The following is an 18,861-nucleotide window of genomic DNA, read 5'->3' as shown; positions in this document are numbered from 1 at the left end:
ATGATTTGATAGTATTTTTTTAATGTGTGGATATTTATTCAAAAAAGCTTAAATCTCAGGCAAGCCCTCCGACCTTTATAGCCTTAGGCTGCGACGGACAGACATACTGACACGCACCGCAACCGATACATTTATTCGCGTCAACCACAGGATAAGGCCTTTGACCCGAATCACCGCCTGTCATCACAATTGCACCCGAAGGGCAACGCCGCGAACATGCGCCGCATTTAACTCCTTCCGTATGCGATATGCACAATGAGCTGTCGGCGTATGCAAGTCCGGCCCTCGACCTGTGCTTCTCGGCCACGGTAAGAGGATGCAACGCTCCTGTAGGACATATATTCGAACAAATAGTGCAGTTATATTCACACCACGACTCGTCGTAGTCCGTTACAGGATGAAGCGCCCTGAGAAGTCCGTATTCCGAAACAGCCACTTTCAGCACCTTCTGCGGGCAACGAGAGATACAAAGCCCACACGATGTACACCTGTCAAGGAATTCACGCCGAGACTTCAGACCGGGAGGCGTGACGGGAAGCAGATTGCGGTGCTGACGTGAAATCTGCATACCGTCAATCTTTGCGGCAACATCCGAAGCCTTCACCACTGCGGGTGTCGCCGCCACCATAAGGCCAAGCGACAGGAAGCGTCGTCGGTCGACAGGATGCCGTTTCGCATCAGAAACACCGACACGACTGTCAGTCATGCCAGCAGCAGAGCCGGCCACGGAATCCTTCACACGCTGCATCAATGGAATCGACAGCTGATGGCGGTTATATGTATAGGATATGGCATCATTCGGACAATCCGAAAGACAGTCAAAACAGACCACGCAACGCGACATGTCGACGACATGACTCGTAAGGTCTATGCACGAAGCCTTGCACAGATGTTCACACTTGCGACATTGGATACATTTGTCGGTATTTATGTCGATACGGAATATTGAATAATGCGATATAAAGCTGAGAGTAGTGCCCACAGGACACACCGTGTTGCAAAATGTACGGCCATTTTTAAATGCCACCGCACCGATCACAGCCATCGTCAGTAATGCCAGTGCAATTCCTGCAACAGATGCCAGCGCAATCCTAATCTCGGGAGCTGAATCGACCGCACTCCATAGATTGAGCACAAAAGCCCATAAGGGTTTCAAAACATAGAGCGAAAAACGCCCGTAGATGCTATAGGGGTCAAGCAGTGAAGACACAGCCGAAATTCCAAGTATGATTGAAAGCACCACTATGAAGAGGGTGATGCGACGCAAACGCGTCATCGGGAGACTGTAATGGTAAAACCATGCAGGTTTACGCCTGCCAAGCCTTGGCAAACGCGAACATATATCCTGAAAAAATCCCAATGGACAAAATGTCGAACAGTAAATGCGTCCGAAAATCAACGTGACAATCAGCCATACAACGAAAGTCGTGATTGCAAATGACATGGCGGCAGGCAAAAACTGCACTTTAGCCAGCCAAGCGGCAAACGCAGGAATCTCCATGCCGAAATCGACAAACAACGCTGTAATCAGCGCAAAAATCACAACTGATACCACAATCCGTGATAACCTTAAAACAGAAGCCATACCAATCACAATTGCTGACAACGTAAATCGCGCAACACATCCGTAAGCGCGGTTATTTTAGACATCTGATCAGGAATATCTATCCCGACGGGGCATGCGCCCAGACATTCCCCACACCCTATGCAGCGTTGTGTCTGAGCCTTGTCCGGGATACGGTCCTCATAAAGTTCAAGGAATCTTTTGCCCTTAACAGAGAAGTCCTCATCATCAAGAGCTCCCGGCATATATCCGTCCTGAATAGCCCGGTCGGCAAAAATGAGATTGGATGGGATATCTATTCCATATGGGCATGGCATGCAATTGTCGCAAGCCACACAATCGTTCGGTTTGAGCGGGACATAGGCTTGTGAAAGGCGCTCGCCCACCTCATTGACATTACCAGAAATTCCGGGACGGCACGATGAAAGCAACGACGGCACGACTACCGCACCGCCGACACGAAATAGCCATTGTCTGCGTGTCATGTTCTGCATACAGATGCAAATTTAGACATTTTCCATGAAATAACAAAAGGGCGCACCGGCCGGTGCGCTCTTAGTAAATAAGGTGAAATCAGTGGAGCGACGACACATCAACCCGACACGATATTTCTAAACTTCATCCCTGCCATCGTCTGACGAGGGAAGTGTACGGGCAAGAATCAAGTAGCCTATGACACCTGCAAGAAGCGAGCCAACCACAATGCCAAGCTTCGCATCATTGAGCAGTGCAAGGGCAGACGCGTCTCCGCTACCAAAGGAGAGATTGGCGATAAATAGCGAAACCGTAAAGCCGATGCCACCGAGCATAGCCACTCCCGCTATCATTTTCCAATCAGAGCCTTCGGGCATAGGAGCGAGCCTGAACCTGACAGTCAGCCATGAGAAAAGCAGGATGCCGATAAATTTACCGACAACAAGACCGATAATAATAGCGAGACTTATACCCGAAACAAGTGTCATGGGATTCATGTCGAGCAGATAGATACCGGCATTGGCAAAAGCGAAAAGCGGAATGATGAGAAAGTTGACGACAGGATGAAGCGAATCTTCAAGATCCTGAAGAGGGGAAATAACCTTGTCGGAAGCGCTTTCAATTTCCTTAAGCCAGTCCATCTCCTCATGGTTGAGCAATTTTCCGTTGCCAAGTTCCTCGTCGTCGGCCTCATCGAAATTACGGATTGACCGACGGATTATCTTGACATATTTGCCCGGAGCATAGACCGGCACGGACGGCACACAGAATGCAACAAGAACTCCGGCAATGGTCGGATGAATTCCGGAATTGAGAACGAAGAACCAGACTATGCCGCCGACAAGCACATAGAAAATCTTACTCTGAATCTTAAGCAAGCCACCTCCGACGATAAGAACTGCCAGCCCGACAGCCGCATATCCGATAAACGCGAGGTCTATATGAGTCGAATAGAATGCGGCTATGACAATTATACCACCTATATCATCGACAACCGCAAGTGTGGTCAGGAATATCTTAAGCGAAAGCGGGACACGAGAACCGAGGATGGCAAGCACTCCAAGCGAGAATGCGATATCGGTTGCCATCGGAATGGCAGCACCGTCAATATAGTCAGTACCTGCCGAAAGAAGAAGAAATAGCCCCACAGGGAAAATCATACCGCCAATCGCGCCCATGATAGGCAAAAGAGCCTGTCGGAACGACGAAAGTTCACCAACGAGCACCTCACGCTTGATTTCAAGACCTATCGTAAAGAAAAACAGGGCCATGAGCGCATCGTTGATAAACTGAATGACAGTCATCGGATGACCTCCGTGGGAAAAGACATTGAAATCCCCCACTTGCAGACGCATTTCCTGATTCCAGAAGTCTGCATAGAGTCCGTTGATGCCCGGAATATTAGCTACGATAAGCGCAAGCAAAGTGGCAAAGATAAGTACATTGCCACCGGTGGCATGATGACGGAGCGCCTGACGCGCTGAATAGAAAATATGCTTGGCAAATCCTCCTGATTCGAAATCGACGGGATTCAAATCCGGTTTGCCGTAAGATGAACCGTGAGCTGACATAATGCTAACGTTATTTATAGGCTTAAAATTAACGACGGATTGTCGAGAACGTTTTATGTTCTTAACAATCCGCCGTGGATTAAAGTTGCGCTTCGTCAGAATTTGGTTCTTTCTTCCACCGTTGTTTTCGACGACGGTGATAGCGGATGTGCCATGCGACCAAGCGTCCGCTGCGGTCAAGCACCATTGTAATGAATATTATACCTGCAAACGTAATGGAGAGCAGATACAGGTAATAGGTCGGTTCAGGATCAAGCACCGACAGCAGTTCGCCGGCAGGAGTACCTGTTACCGTTGGATAAGAAATGGACGAAAGCGTACGCTTCCACTCCACCACCCCGTCTTTCAGATAGACTATGGCAGCCCGACCGCGCGCAAGCTCCTTGATCATCGTAGGCTCTGCGCTATATATCGGATAGGAGGCCATCGAGACATCCCGCCACCACTCGATATCATCGTCGTCACCGTTGACAATAGCGACCATCGAGCCACCGCGTCCGGTGATGAACTTATTGAGTTCGTTCAGGAGATAGGTATAGGACAGATCGACCCCTCGCATATCGGGGACTGTAACCAGAAATTGCTCCGAATCCGGCGAAATAATATCGGCTGCGATATCCTCGCCGTCGGCTATGACAGAAAATCCGTCGGCAAGCTCCTCAGAACCTCCACCGATTACCCTACGGTCAACAAACGTCCATGTCGAGTCCGGAAGATTGTCAATGGTGAAACTCTGCTCCCTGCCATCCTTTTCATATATGAACTCATAGTCCACATCCATTTCCGAATCTTCGTCGCCATCATTATCGGAAGGCATGAGCGAAACGCCCGGTTCAAAACGCCTGAAATCAATAAGCGGCTGCACATTGAATCCGACCATTGAAATGATGACGATATAGAGCGTCACAAGTCCGCCAACCACCCATTGTACATATGGGAAAAACAGTCCGTCGACCCGTCTGTTGAACACTGCGAGATAAAGCAGCAACTGTGTGATGATAATATTCTTTAGAAAAGTCGCCGTATTCGAGATAATCCAAAAGTCACCGAAGCAACCACAGTCGGCCACAGGGTCGGCGACGGCTATGTAGAGGGTCAGAGGCAACATGAATGCCATCATAAGCAGCAGAAGCCACACCGCTACACGGCGATAACACCCTAATAACAACAAGCATCCCCACACAAATTCAAAGCCTCCCAAGGCGAAAGCGGCAAGCACCACGAGCGCAGACGGGATATCCCAGCCCCACACATCAAGATACTCGTATATTTTATAATAGCTTCCCCAAGGGTCTATGCTTTTGGCAAATCCCGACACGACAAAGACCGCCCCGATGACCACACGGACAGTCCATACCATCGCGGGATGGTAGAGAGCATTAAGCCTGCTGAGTAAGTTTGATGATGGCGAAGACGGCATAATTGATAATATCCATATAGTTCGAATCAATTCCTTCGGAGACGGTTGTTGCCCCGCCATTGCCTTCGATTTCCTTGACGCGCTGAAGTTTGGTCAGAATAAAATCCGTGTAGGAATTCACCCTCATTCCGCGCCATGCGTCTCCGTAGTCGTGGGTCTTGGCCTCCATCAGCCGACGTGCCTCGGCGGCATAACGGTCATAAAGGGCTGTGGCTTCGTCCGAATCGATATCCGACTCGTCGGCATAACCGAGCTGAAGCTGTATCAGGCCTATGAGCCCATAATTGACGATGGCCATAAACTCGCCGAGTATTCCCTCATCGACCATGGCCTCCCCTTCTTCAAGGGTGCGTATGCGCTTGGCCTTGATATAAAGCTGGTCTGTTATCGAACGTGGACGCATGATGCGCCATGATGCGCCATAGTCGACAAGCTTGTTGACAAAAACCTCACGGCATTTGCCGAGAGCGCTGTCAAACTGACTGAGTGTCGACTGGACTGATGATGTGGTTGATGTCATTTTGTCTGGTGATATATATAGATAAAAGCCGTGGCACTGTCCGGTAATATGATTATCAATCCGGAATCGTGCCACGGCTCAAACGGTTATAATCGGCAGTCACATAGTCCGCGATGTCCTCCGAACTGAATCGGGACATCTCATATGCGGAGACTCGACTGTGGATTTGACAGAAAGATTACTTGCCGAGGAGACCTTCGACACGGAGGAGGTTGTCGCCATCGTTGAGCACATAGTAGATGTTCTTAAGATAGCGGAGGGCATCTGTCTGTTCGTTGTCAAGCTGATAAGCTTTTTCAAGATACTTGACAGCCTCAAGGATGATGGGACGCATGGTCTCATAGTTATACTTGTTGTATTCCTGCTGTGACATGTTTGCAGCACCCTGATCGAGGTCATTGTATTCCTGCACGAGCATACGGCCATAGTAGAGGTTGTTGAGAGCACCTTCCGGTTGAATAGACACAGCCTTCATATATGCTTCCTTCGCACCCTTGTAGTCATTCTGCTGTTCGAGGAGCACGCCGAGCGAGAGATAGTAGGCAGCATTGTTGGGATCGGCTGAAATTGCATTGCTGAGCATGGTCTTGGCCTTGTCGAAATCCTTGCTTTCGATGTAGCTGTTGACAACACGCTGAAGGAACTTGGGATCTGAAGTGCCGAACTTGTCAAGAGCCAGCTGCGAATAGTTGAGCTTACGGGGTTCGTCCTGCATCTGATAGGCCACACTATAAGCATAGTCGTATGCATTCGGGTCGTCATAACCCTTAGCAAGAAGAGCGTCGAAAGTTGCGGCTGCCTTGTCAAGCATCTCGGCCTGCCATGCGGCAAGCGCGCAGTTGTACATTATCTGTGTAGAAGTTGAGTCGGGAAGTGCTGCGGGCGCGTTCTTTCCGAGACGGGGATTGGCGGGAATTTCAAGGTAGTCATTGAAAGCCTCATAAGCCTTCTTGTAGTCATGAGCTTCCCAATAAGCCGCACCGGCATTGAGGAAGTCATTTGCATGACCGGCTATCTGGCTCACGATATCCTTTGAAAATTTAGTCTTCTGCTTGCCTTTTGCGTCAACAACGGTATCGACATCCAGAGCTTTCATTCCATAGTTGTAGCCGTCGAGAAGAGCGTTGCTCATGTCAATGATGTTTACATCCTGACCGAAAGTCTTCTTGGCGAAAAGATCGTCGTAGAGTTTGAAACCGGCCTTACCGGGAATCCAATAGGTCTGGGCTTCCTTAGCGGTTTCAGAATTTGAAAATGCAGGTGTGATAGCCTGAAGTGCTTTCTGATAGGCTGCATAGCTATCAACGCTCTTGAATGCTTTCTCGGCTTCCTTAACCACGGCCACCTGTGCGGTCATGGAAGCTGCGGTGAGAAGTCCCACGGTTAAGACGCAGATTTTTTTCATAATAGATTTATTAGTATTAGGGGATTAAATTATTAAATTCTGAATTGTTATTTTACCTGATTTTCCCGATGAGGTCAGGCCTCGTCATCACTGATATCGGAATCTTCCTCATCAATATCGTCGTCCTCGATAATCTCATCTTCTTCCAAATCATCGAAAACAAGAACTCCGTCGGCAGGATTTTCGGGGGCAACTTCCTGTGCCTCTACTTCCTCGACTTCTTCCTCCGGATCGGAATCGACGCAGCATACCGACGCGATAGTGTCGTTGCGTTTCTCAAGATTGATGATACGCACGCCCTGTGTCGCACGGCCTTGCACGCGGATGTCGGCCACATGGATTCTGATAGTGATACCGCTCTTGTTGATAATCACAAGGTCGTTGTCGTCATTGACGCTCTCGATAGCGACAAGGCGACCGGTCTTTTCCGTGATATTCATGGTGCGGACACCCTTACCGCCTCGGTTGGTCACACGATAGACAGGGACTTTCTCGGTCTCTCCTGCTTCATTTGTCACTTCTGTGTCGAGAGGAGTGCGTTTGCCATAGCCACGTTCACTCAGCACCATGACATCGTTGGCAGTGCCTTCCGGCATACATATCATGCCTACGACCTCATCGTCATCATTGTCAAGAGTCATGCCGCGAACACCGGCCGACATACGGCCCATCTCACGCACCTTGTTTTCGGGGAAGCGGATGGCACGGCCGTTACGGTTGGCGAGAAGGATTTCGCTGTTTCCATCGGTCATTTCAACTGTAAGCAGCTCATCGCCTTCACGGATGATAATGGCATTGACGCCACGTGCACGCGGACGTGAATAAGCCTCAAGACGTGTCTTCTTGATCACGCCCTTCTTGGTCGCGAACACGAGATTGTGTGTGCGCACGAAATCGGCATCGCCAAGCGACTTGGTGCAGATGAATGCCTTGACTGAATCGTCAGGCTCGATGTTGAGCATGTTCTGGATGGCACGACCCTTCGAGTTTTTCGCGCCCTCGGGAATCTCGTAGACCTTGAGCCAGTAGCAACGGCCCTTCTGTGTGAAGAAGAGCATATAATTATGCATCGATGCCGGGTAGATATGCTCGATGAAGTCTTCGTTGCGTGTGTCTGAACCCTTTGCGCCTACTCCGCCACGGTTCTGTGCGCGGAATTCGCTGAGCTGTGTGCGCTTGATGTAGCCGAGATGCGAGATGGTGATGATCATGTCATCATCGGCATAGAAATCCTCGGCGTTGAAGTCGCCTGCGGTATAGTCGATATCCGTGCGGCGGGCATCGCCATACTTGTCACGGATTTCGATAAGCTCACCCTTGATGAGCTCACGGCAGGTGTGTTCGTCGGAAAGGATAAGTTCGAGTCGGGCTATCTCTTTCTCAAGAGCTTCGTATTCGTTGCGGAGCTTATCCTGTTCGAGACCGGTGAGCTGGCGCAGACGCATCTCGACGATAGCAGCTGTCTGAGGATCAGTCAGGCCGAAACGTGCCTTCAGCGATTCGCGGGCATTCTGAGTGTCGGAAGCGCCACGGATGATCTTGATGACTTCGTCAATGTTCTGCGAGGCGATGATAAGTCCTTCAAGAATATGGGCACGCTCCTGAGCCTTGTTTAGTTCAAACTGAGTGCGACGGATGACCACTTCATGACGGTGGCTGACGAACTCACTGATGAGTTCCTTGAGGTTGAGCGTCTTGGGGCGTCCGTTGACAAGCGCGACATTGTTGACGCTGAACGATGCCTGCATCTGAGTCATCTTATAGAGCTTGTTGAGCACGACACTCGCGTTGGCGTCGCTCTTGAGCTTGATGACTATACGCATGCCCTTGTAGTTGCTCTCGTCATTGATGTCGGCGATTCCGTCGAGTTTCTTGTCGTTTACAAGCTGCGCTATATAAGTGATGAGCTCGGCTTTGTTAACACCGTAAGGGATTTCGGTGACTATTATGTTTTCATGATTGTCCTCGACCTCGATTTCTGCTTTCGAGCGGATGACAACACGTCCGCGGCCTGTCTCGTAAGCCTCTTTCACACCGTTGTAGCCATAAATCGTACCACCGGTGGGGAAGTCGGGAGCCGGGATAAACTTCATCAGTCCCTCGATATCGATTTCGGGATTGTCGATGTATGCCACACACGCGTTGATTGATTCAGCGAGGTTGTGTGTCGGCATATTGGTTGCCATACCTACGGCGATACCTGAAGCGCCGTTTACAAGCAGATTGGGGAAACGGGTGGGAAGAACCACCGGCTCATCGCGCGTATTATCATAGTTGCGCTGAAAGTCCACCGTATCACTGTCAATATCAGCGAGCATTTCTTCACCGAGCTTGTCAAGACGCACTTCGGTGTAACGCATGGCGGCTGCACCGTCACCGTCGACAGAACCGAAGTTACCATGACCGTCGACAAGGGTGTAGCGCATGGCCCATGGCTGTGCAAGACGCACTACCGTGCCGTAGATTGACGAGTCGCCGTGTGGATGGTACTTACCCATAACCTCACCGACGCAGTTGGCCGATTTCTTGTGAGCGCGGTCAGACGTATTGCCCATTTCGTTCATTCCGAAGAGCACACGGCGGTGGACAGGTTTCAAGCCGTCTCTGACATCAGGGAGGGCTCGCGACACTATCACCGACATCGAGTAGTCGATGTAGGCGCTCTTCATCTCGTTTTCAATATTGATTTTAATGATGCGGTCTGCTTCAATCATAGCTTTTACAATGCGGAGGCCGATATTCCCCGAAGATTATTCAATGCGGAAAAAACGGCCTCGAAAAAACTTTTTCTTCTTTATAATTAATGTGTAGTCGATGAAATCCTAAGGATTTTTCCCGACAAAGGTAAGAAATTTTTTGTAAAAATCGTATCTTTGCAGAGCAAGAAATGTTTTTTAATTGTTATTAGAATATAAAGGCTGACTTTGGCACAGTTTTTGTTATATCAATCATAGCCGAGCCAGCCACATTATGACAATCATCATATTTACGCTTCAGTGGCCCGACACATCAAAAAACGACTAAAACCACAACACCACCTTCTCTCCCACACGCCCGCCGACCGCCCGATCGCCCGGTCTTCGATGGCTTACAATTCATCTCTTAACCAAGATCAAGAAAGGTAAAATAACAATATGGACACCGTTTATTCAAGAAAATTCAAAGAAATAATCTCCGATGCTCCAAAACAGGCGGCTCGCCACAACAACCGCTATGTGATGCCTGAGCACCTGCTTCTGTCTCTTCTGACAGACATGGAGGGGAATCCCGCACGCCTCGTCGACCGCGCCGCCAAAGGAATGTCAGCCTACGAGTTGCGCGAGAACCTTGACAAGGCCTTGTTCAATGCCGCAACCGAACAAGGCTATCAGGGAACGGTCGGCATCAACGAGGTGAGCCTCAGCGATCTTACCGGACGAATCATAAAACTAAGCGTGCTTGAAGCGCGAATGCTGAAAAGCAACGAGGTCGACGCCACTCATCTGCTGTTGGCCATATTCCACAACTCCGATGCCCAGAACTCTGAATTCATGGAGGCGTTCAATCGCGCAGGCATAACCTACGAGGCGCTCTACAGACTTGTCGCTGCCGACGCTGACATCCCTGCCGCACTCAACTCGGAGTTTGCAGGCGACGAAGACGACGAGGACGAAATGCCCCCGCGCCAGTCTCCTGAAAACCATAGCGCTCCGCAGTCTGACCGCAAACGCAATCAGCCATCCACAGCCCAGCGTCGCGGAAATGACACCCCGGTGCTTGACAAATATGGCAATGACATGACACTTGCGGCAGAGGAAAACCGTCTTGACCCGGTCGTCGGCCGCGATGTCGAGATTGAGCGCCTCGCCCAGATTCTCAGCCGACGAAAGAAAAACAACCCAGTCCTCATCGGCGAACCCGGTGTCGGCAAATCAGCCATCGTCGAGGGGCTGGCTCTCCGCATTGTCCAGCGCAAAGTCTCGCGCATACTTTTCGGCAAGCGCGTGGTGTCGCTCGACATGGCTTCAATCGTGGCCGGCACAAAATATCGCGGTCAGTTTGAGGAACGCATCAAGGCTATACTCGACGAGCTGTCGAAAAACAGAGATATCATCCTCTTCATCGACGAGCTCCACACGATAGTAGGCGCAGGCAATGCCGCAGGCTCGATGGATGCGGCCAACCTGCTGAAGCCGGCGCTCGCACGCGGCGAAATCCAGTGCATCGGCGCTACTACACTCGACGAATACCGCAAGAACATCGAAAATGACGGCGCTCTCGAACGCCGCTTCCAGAAAGTGATGGTCGAGCCCACCACCTCGGAGGAAACACGCATAATCCTCGACAATATCAAGGACAAATACGAGGAGCACCACAACGTCAACTACACACCCGAAGCCCTCGACGCATGCGTACAGCTCACCGAGCGCTATGTGTCCGACCGCAACTTCCCCGACAAGGCCATCGATGCCATGGACGAGGCCGGCAGCCGTGTACACGTGACAAACATTGCCGTCCCCAAGGAAATCGAACAGCTCGAACAGCACATCGAAGAAGTCTCGGCTCAGAAACTCCGGGCAGCGCAGTCGCAGAATTTCGAGAAAGCAGCCTCCTACCGCGACAAGGAGCAGCAGCTCAAAGCAATGCTTCAGGAAGCGAAGACAAAATGGGAAGAGCAGCTCAACTCAATGCGTGAGACTGTCGATGCCGACAAAGTGGCCGAAGTAGTGGCCATGATGACCGGTGTGCCCGTCCAGAGAGTAGCTCAGGCCGAAGGCAAGCGCCTCAAAGAAATGTCGCCGGCTCTTAAAAGCATCATTATCGGACAAGATCCGGCTATCGACAAAGTCGTCAAGGCAATCCAGCGAAACCGCATCGGACTCAAAGACCCCAACAAACCGATCGGGACATTCCTCTTCCTCGGTCCGACCGGTGTCGGTAAAACCCATCTCGCCAAGAAACTCGCCGAATACATGTTTGACTCGGCCGACACGCTCATCCGTATCGACATGAGTGAGTATATGGAGAAGTTCACCGTGTCGCGTCTCGTCGGAGCGCCTCCGGGATATGTCGGTTATGAGGAAGGCGGACAGCTGACTGAAAAAGTGCGCCGACACCCCTACTCCATCGTGCTCCTCGATGAAATTGAGAAAGCCCATCCCGATGTGTTCAACCTTCTTCTACAGGTAATGGACGAAGGACGGCTCACCGATTCGCTCGGCCGTCGCATAGACTTCAAGAACACCGTTGTCATCATGACATCCAACATCGGCTCGCGACAGCTCAAAGACTTCGGCGGAGGCATCGGATTCACATCGCGTCCGGCCGACGACAAGGAATATAGCCAAGGTGTGTTGCGCAAGGCACTCAACAAGGCCTTCGCACCGGAGTTCCTCAACCGTATCGACGACATAATCATGTTTGACCCATTGTCGAAAGATGCCATCTTCAAGATTATCGACATCGAGCTGTCAGGCTTCAACAAACGGGTCAAGGAGCTGGGCTACACTCTCAACATCTCCAACGAAGCCCGCGACTTCATCGCCGAGAAGGGCTACGATGCGCAATTCGGTGCTCGCCCGCTGAAACGCGCCATCCAGAAGTATCTCGAAGATAAGCTGGCTGAACTCATCATCGAATCCGAACTGCATTCCGGCGACGAAATCAGAGTGACATACACGCCGGGCAACGATGAACTCACAACCGAAATCATCAATGGCAGCACTCTGCCATCCGAATCACCCGAAACGGACACAGTGGGCAAAACAGACATCCCCACCGTTTCTGAAGATAAATAATCCCGACCTAAATCAAACAGCAAGGCTGTGTCGCAACCAACGACACAGCCTTGCTTGTATCTGGATGTTTTTATAATAAATACAACCAGCAGACGCGAACGATGAACAACTCACCACTCATCGTCACAGGCTATATCATTATCATAAAAGTGCAGATCATCATAGGTATCCTCCCATTCCGACATTGCATCAAGGCGGTCTTGAAGCAAATCTATCTCATCTTGAATATAGTCGTAACGGTCCGACATATTTCCAGAACTATCCAAAATTCAACTTTAGAATCCCACCCATTGCTTCGAAATCAGACAACCAATATGGTAGACCCAAGCTATAAACTAATATTGTTTCTGCAGCTTTCCGAGCATTTTCAACATATCAAACAAGCTCGTAGTTTCACCTATCTCATTGCCAGACCTAAGTGCAAGCTTATCTATCTGATAAACAACAGACATATCTATTTTAAGAAGCATTGCAGCAAAAGCAATTATCGCATTTAGCTTTGTATCCTTTCTAATTATTGCAGCATTATGTTCTGGATTTTTCCATAAGATTATCTGGTTGTTAGTTCTATTATATTCATACATACAGCCGCCCACTCCTTCTGTTCGCTTTCCTCGCTTCTTTGCGAAAGGATAAATTTTGAAATTTAGTTCATTGCCTCTTACGAGATAATAATCTGCGATTTCAAACTCTTCAATAGGAAGAGCTTTGTGTCCCCCCTTTACATCACCTGACAAATTCGCACCTGAAGTTATTTCATGGTGAGTTCCACGTATTACCAACATCTGCTCATCAGCCTCCTCATACTTCGATTCATCAATAAGGGTATATTCTGGCTCTCGTAATATCGAATCGTCAATTACATTGTTGTTAATCGGTTCTACATCTGTCAGACCTTTGAAGTGATATTGCCATTTCCTATCGACATCCGGTAGCCCAAAATAATTATATAAACCAACATTGTCAAGAATTATTGTCTTTTCTTTACCTTCCGATACTCTCAACCCACGCCCAACTTGCTGAAGATATAAAGCTAATGATCTCGTCGGCCTGGCAAGCTGAATAAAACTTACATCTGGACAATCAAAACCTTCGGTGAAAATATCAACATTTACCAATACTTTAATATCTCCGGCCTTGAAACGAGTAATAAGACATTGACGTTCATCTTTAGGTGTTTCACAATCAATCGCAACAGCATGCACACCATGCCTAGAATACAATTCAGCAATTTTTGCAGCATGCGTACGATTTATTGCATATATTATACCCTTACGACCCAGCGCAAACTTTTCATATGATTCATAGAGTTTTGACCGGATACGCATACTATTAAACATTGTATCAAGATCCGCATTGACAAAATCACCTGTCTGAGCAATCTTAGTTCTGTCAACAAGACGCTGTATCTCTGAGTCTGGTTTGATGGACACATAATCAAAGTCTGAAAGTACGCCATGTTCAATGAACCATGAAATCTGACGTGATTGAACCAATGTCTGGTACAATTTCAAAAAAGACTCATGATTAAATCTCCAAGGAGTAGCTGTAACTCCCAATTTTTTGGCTTCTGGGAAAAGATTGAAAAGCTGCACATAAGTATCTGCAAGGGAATGATGAGCCTCATCAACAATGATATAGTCAAAGCGCTGTCGCTGAGTATTCATATAGTTCTTTTCGGTAAGGAGCGACATAATGCTCCCAACCTGCACTCGTCTCCACAAATGTTGTCCTCTTGCTCCTTGAATAAAACCATGAGGAATATCAAAGCGTGAAAGTGTCTCTGAAATCTGGTCAATAAGTTCCATTCTGTGAGCAACCACAAGAATATTTATTTCCTTACGAACTGTCTTGTAAGCCCTTAACAGGTCTTTAACAATTGAAATAAAAAGATAAGTCTTACCTGTACCAGTAGGCATCTGAAGCATCACCGATGCATTAGACTCCCATGCTTTGAATATTTCCTTTTTAGCTTCTGCCTGATGTAGCCGCAGACCTAAGTTGTTCTGCTTGATCTGAGATACATCCATCAAATAATCGTTATCTCAATGTTAAATCTCAGATGCACAGCAAGCACCCTAAGCAGTTTTGCCTTATCTTTCGTGGTATTAGGTATTATAGCCCAACGATTTGTATCGACCTGAACCTGCCTATTTGACACTTTATAGCTTGTAATAAGTGGTTTCCCACCCCACTCAATTCCTTTTCGCATAATATCGTCAATACCCATCTTCCAAAGGCATTCTAGAAATGTATCAAGTGTATTCTGATTGGCAATATATTCTCCATCAGAAAACCTAACCATCAGTTTACCCCTTGATTTTGTCCCACATGCCTTGTTTGGATTATCTTGTTTTTCAAAATCCTCGCCTATTTCCACGTTCAAACCAAGATTCAACGAATCACTGATGGAGCGTAGCTGTATATATTTTTGGTCTGTATTGGACTGAGCATTAAAATACCAGCCGTCACACACTGGTTTTATCCATTCCTTATAGCGAGGATATACTTCACGAGTCAGCATCGGAAGATGGCATAATTCAAGTTTTATATCCGGGAAACGTTCTGATCCAATTTCACGCAGTACGGCAATGAACGTATCTGTAACATTACCATAACAAATCACTTTGCCATCAGGAAATGTAACACGTATCAGTTTCCTTTTGGCTCGTTGACGAAGAGATGATGTTTCCATAATTTACTGGTGACTTATTATTAGGTGAAATTATCCTTCAAATCCGAGTTCGCGAGCTTTTGCAACTATCTTAAGTGCGCATTGAGCTTGTTTCAGAGATTTCATACCCCTGTTACGAGAACGCATTGTACCGAAATTAAATGCTGCTTTACGGTCAATAGGCGTCAGAAGATCATAGGTCTTTGCCCAGTTAGCCAATCTGAACCAAAATTCGGGTTCAAACCCTTCAGCCTCATGGATTCTGCCACGCTGTGCTTCGTTAAGACAGCCTCCGTCATCACTTATCTCTTCTTGCATAAGGCTATCATCAAACTTGTCATAATCGCCCAATTTTAGTTTAAGACGATTCCAACACTCTGGTTTCTTGGTCCATGTCAATACGCTTGGATAACTGCTTGTAGTGAGATGCATCCAAACTAAAGGAATCAAAGCTTCTATTTGATCGACGACTTCTTGTTGAACGCGTTGGTGCTCCCAAATATAGTCCAAATTAAGCTTACTGTCAGAAAGGAAAGCTATAGAAGCTCCAATATAGGTAACCATAGCTGCCTTATATCCACCTAGTTGCTTGGATTTAACAATCGAATCAATCGTGTTCAACAGTATACCTTTTGCTATTAGATGATGATAGCTTCGTGGAGACAATAGCGGTTTTTCTCTTTTAACGTCTGCAACGAACAAAGCATAGTTTGCCTCTAACCCTCTACAAACGTCAAATGGACGCATTTTCCATGTAGAATAAAACTTTGCAATAGATGTTTTCCCTATTTTTTGCGTTTTCGGATATTCTATTTTAAATCGTTTTTCATTAAGTCCAGACAATTGTGCTAGCTGATCCAAATATTGTCCACGCGTACGTTCAAAATACCATTTGCAAATTGGCCGCTTGTTGTCATTCGGCACCCATTCACTTCTGCTCAAGGCTTCTAATTCAACCAAGAATGTGTCATTAGATGAGAAATCTGAATTTTTGATTGCTGTCTGGCTATTGGCCGAATTGGATATTGCCTTTACAAGTGCGTCAGCATTATCTTCACCACGAATCACACTTACTTTCATGGGGACAAAAACCTTACTTAAATCCACTTCTTTGTCCGAAAGAGAAGCAGCTATAGAAGCCGTAGTCTGTCCGCCATTGACAATCTGCCAGTCGTAAAGGCGAGTTATATATAACGATCCATCAACTTCTTTCAGTTCTATCTCAGAAGCAGTTGTCGATATTCCGTTGTTATAGCTAAAAAACATCTCCGGTTCTTCACGAAGAGTCTTTCTTATGCCTTTGTTGACCTTGCCTTTGAATTGCAGGAAGGTTCTGACATTCTTTTCAAGAAGCACCTGCTGATAGCGCTTGTATATTTTAGCTAGTGTAACTCCTGGTATAATCGCCATATAAGCGTCTATGAACTCATTGTCATCGCTCATTTTCAGGCATTGTAGCTCGGTGTTATAATCTGTCGGAAAATCCACTTCAACTTTTTCCTTTCCAGCTCGAATATTATGCTGTTGAAATACACGTTGTATGTCCCAAACATTGTATTCAATAACGGAATCGCCATCTTCAGATTCAATCGAATCAGGAACCGCAGTCGGCTCAGTCATGCCATCTGTAATAACATAAAGTCTCAGTTGTGTGATATTACCCTTTGTGCTTTGTATTAACCTTGCAACCTCTACGATTTCATCGTTTTTATTGACATCGGCAGCTCTCAGCAAAGTTTCATTCATCGCTTCACGATAAAACGACATGAGGTAATTGAATCCCTGTTGAATTTTACTATTGTTGACTTTACCCAGTATTGTCTCCGCCTTTATCAGATAAAAGAGATCAAGAGATTCAGCTTCATCATTATAATCATAAGCCGTCAATCTGGCACGAGTTTTCTGAAAGGTGCAGATTTCAGGAGCATTAACTTCCCCATTATCTTCAATGTATTCAAGAATGGCGGAAGCGAGTTCCTGAGTGTAGTCACCGCCACTCATCTCTGCAGCCATCTTAATATTTTCCTGAAAGTCTTGTGCGAACTCTTTGATTTCCATGATATGGCGATTTGGTCAGTTTATTGGATCTGTGTAGTTATTTAATCTAATAGCTTTCATCCATAATTCCCAAAGAAGTGAATTTAGCCTTAGCAAAGATAAATTAAATTTTTAAAATATACACTACCTTGACACGAAAAAACTTCATCCATATAATAATTTATTTTTACTTTTCGCGCCTGTCAAATAGCATAATCAGTATCTTTACTTTAAAACAAATGTAGCACTGGATTAAACTCATACAAATCGGGACCATAAGTAATTCTTAAGGTATAAAATATGCCAAGAAAGGCAGAAATAGGCAGGTTGGATATTTTGGGTGATGAATTGCAATGCAAAAATTCTAAGTGGACATTTTGGGTGATAACCATGCAGAATCAAATTGGCCGCAGTCAAACTGGCTTGATTGTCTCAATAGTGCCTTTTGAGATATTCATCTATTAGTTTCTTTCTATTTTCCCCGCTAATTCCACGATGAACCCTGACCTTTGTTTTCAAGTCGGAGAAAACGGCCTCAAGCGCATTGTTTGTATTTGGAAGCCCTGTTTCGGGATGGTCATAAAAAGTCCAGAGCAATGGCATGTTACGCTTTATGCTCAGGTATACGCTGCGTAGTTTCGGTCGCATATATGGAGGTGTGGCGCGCTTGATCCGTTTATCATGAATCCGTTCATTGACAATATCCTTGTATTTCTCATACCATTGATTGAAAGCTCTGCAGAAACTTTCCTTATCTGTCCTTGCGATAATGTTTATGAGGTTAAGCAGCTCCTGAGATGCTTAAATATCCGGGGCCTGAGTCAGATACCTGCGGACAATAAGAATCTGATGAGACTGGCATATCTGCACAGGTAGGGGTTTTAATGCCTGAGGCAGCCCTTCATGCCATCAATCACAATGCCGTATATATTGAACCCGTTGTCTTTCAACTATTCTACTCCCTCTACATATTGTGCGATTGTTTCATGCCGCACATACTTGTGCCATAAAACAACATTCCGAAGTGCATCCTTGATAACCATAAGACCAAAGTTCCCGCCCCAATATGTTGTATCCATCTGTATGGTTACATCCTTGTGCTTTGCAATCTTACGGATATACCGCATGCCTTCCAAATCCCTGCGGATAGTTTTTTCGCAGACACCATACTTGGTTGCGAGTTGTTCCAGAGTCTGTTTGCCTTCTATATAGTCACTGATAACCTTGGATTTATCTCGCCTGATACCACCATCAAAACGACGGCCACAGTCCTTGCATTTATAACGTTGGGTACGCCCTCTCAGACCGTTCCGGACCACATTTTTAGATCCGCAGAAAAAGCATTTTTTCAATCATATCAATAATTAACGTGAGTTCGATATAAGCAATAGACCATTCACCAATAAAACAATCAGCCAT

12 protein-coding genes are annotated in these 18,861 nt (G+C 47.0%); 1 reads left to right on the top strand and 11 read right to left on the bottom strand.

The genetic code is table 11. From position 1 onward, the window contains the following. Positions 1-55: 55 nt before the first annotated feature. From QZ311_RS09530 to gyrA, 7 genes are all read right to left on the bottom strand, one after another. A complete protein-coding gene (locus QZ311_RS09530; protein ID WP_297067074.1) occupies positions 56-1,543 on the bottom strand; it encodes a 4Fe-4S binding protein in 1,488 nt (495 codons plus the stop codon). 47 nt (positions 1,544-1,590) lie between these two features. After that, positions 1,591-2,049: a 4Fe-4S dicluster domain-containing protein gene (locus QZ311_RS09525; protein ID WP_297067072.1), complete on the bottom strand. Its 459-nt coding sequence runs from the start codon at positions 2,047-2,049 to the stop codon at positions 1,591-1,593. Positions 2,050-2,175: 126 nt separating this feature from the next. Further along, positions 2,176-3,609, bottom strand: coding sequence for a Na+/H+ antiporter NhaA (gene nhaA / locus QZ311_RS09520; protein ID WP_297067070.1), 1,434 nt, complete (start codon positions 3,607-3,609; stop codon positions 2,176-2,178). Between the two features lie 79 nt (positions 3,610-3,688). Continuing rightward, positions 3,689-5,029, bottom strand: a complete 1,341-nt coding sequence (locus QZ311_RS09515; protein ID WP_297067068.1) for a BT_3928 family protein — start codon at positions 5,027-5,029, stop codon at positions 3,689-3,691. Then, on the bottom strand, positions 4,989-5,549 hold the full coding sequence (locus QZ311_RS09510) for a DUF1599 domain-containing protein (protein WP_297067067.1): 561 nt from the start codon (positions 5,547-5,549) through the stop codon (positions 4,989-4,991). The genes QZ311_RS09515 and QZ311_RS09510 overlap by 41 nt, the downstream gene beginning before the upstream one ends. A 178-nt stretch (positions 5,550-5,727) precedes the next feature. Continuing rightward, complete coding sequence (locus tag QZ311_RS09505) at positions 5,728-6,954, bottom strand: tetratricopeptide repeat protein (RefSeq protein WP_297067065.1); 1,227 nt, start codon at positions 6,952-6,954, stop codon at positions 5,728-5,730. 74 nt (positions 6,955-7,028) lie between these two features. Further along, entirely contained in the window at positions 7,029-9,668 is a 2,640-nt protein-coding gene (gene gyrA / locus QZ311_RS09500; protein ID WP_297067063.1) for a DNA gyrase subunit A, read from the bottom strand. Between the two features lie 420 nt (positions 9,669-10,088). Between gyrA and QZ311_RS09495 the strand changes: the two genes are divergently transcribed. Beyond that, entirely contained in the window at positions 10,089-12,731 is a 2,643-nt protein-coding gene (locus QZ311_RS09495) for an ATP-dependent Clp protease ATP-binding subunit (RefSeq protein WP_297067061.1), read from the top strand. 335 nt (positions 12,732-13,066) lie between these two features. On the opposite strand, the gene QZ311_RS09490 is transcribed toward QZ311_RS09495, so the two are convergent. From QZ311_RS09490 to QZ311_RS12450, 4 genes are all read right to left on the bottom strand, one after another. Beyond that, entirely contained in the window at positions 13,067-14,761 is a 1,695-nt protein-coding gene (locus tag QZ311_RS09490; RefSeq protein ID WP_297067059.1) for a DEAD/DEAH box helicase, read from the bottom strand. After that, positions 14,761-15,426 (bottom strand): hypothetical protein, encoded by a 666-nt coding sequence (locus QZ311_RS09485; RefSeq protein WP_297067058.1) that lies wholly within the window; start codon positions 15,424-15,426, stop codon positions 14,761-14,763. The genes QZ311_RS09490 and QZ311_RS09485 overlap by 1 nt, the downstream gene beginning before the upstream one ends. Before the next feature lie 30 nt (positions 15,427-15,456). Continuing rightward, complete coding sequence (locus QZ311_RS09480) at positions 15,457-17,463, bottom strand: AIPR family protein (RefSeq protein ID WP_297067056.1); 2,007 nt, start codon at positions 17,461-17,463, stop codon at positions 15,457-15,459. Between the two features lie 929 nt (positions 17,464-18,392). After that, positions 18,393-18,761 (bottom strand): DeoR family transcriptional regulator, encoded by a 369-nt coding sequence (locus QZ311_RS12450; protein ID WP_363323602.1) that lies wholly within the window; start codon positions 18,759-18,761, stop codon positions 18,393-18,395. Positions 18,762-18,861: the final 100 nt, after the last annotated feature.

It is taken from the genome of uncultured Duncaniella sp. (assembly GCF_910578445.1).
Taxonomy (GTDB): Bacteria; Bacteroidota; Bacteroidia; order Bacteroidales; family Muribaculaceae; genus Duncaniella.
The sequence above is the reverse complement of the archived record's forward strand: the minus strand, read 5'-3'. Positions and strand labels throughout refer to the sequence as shown.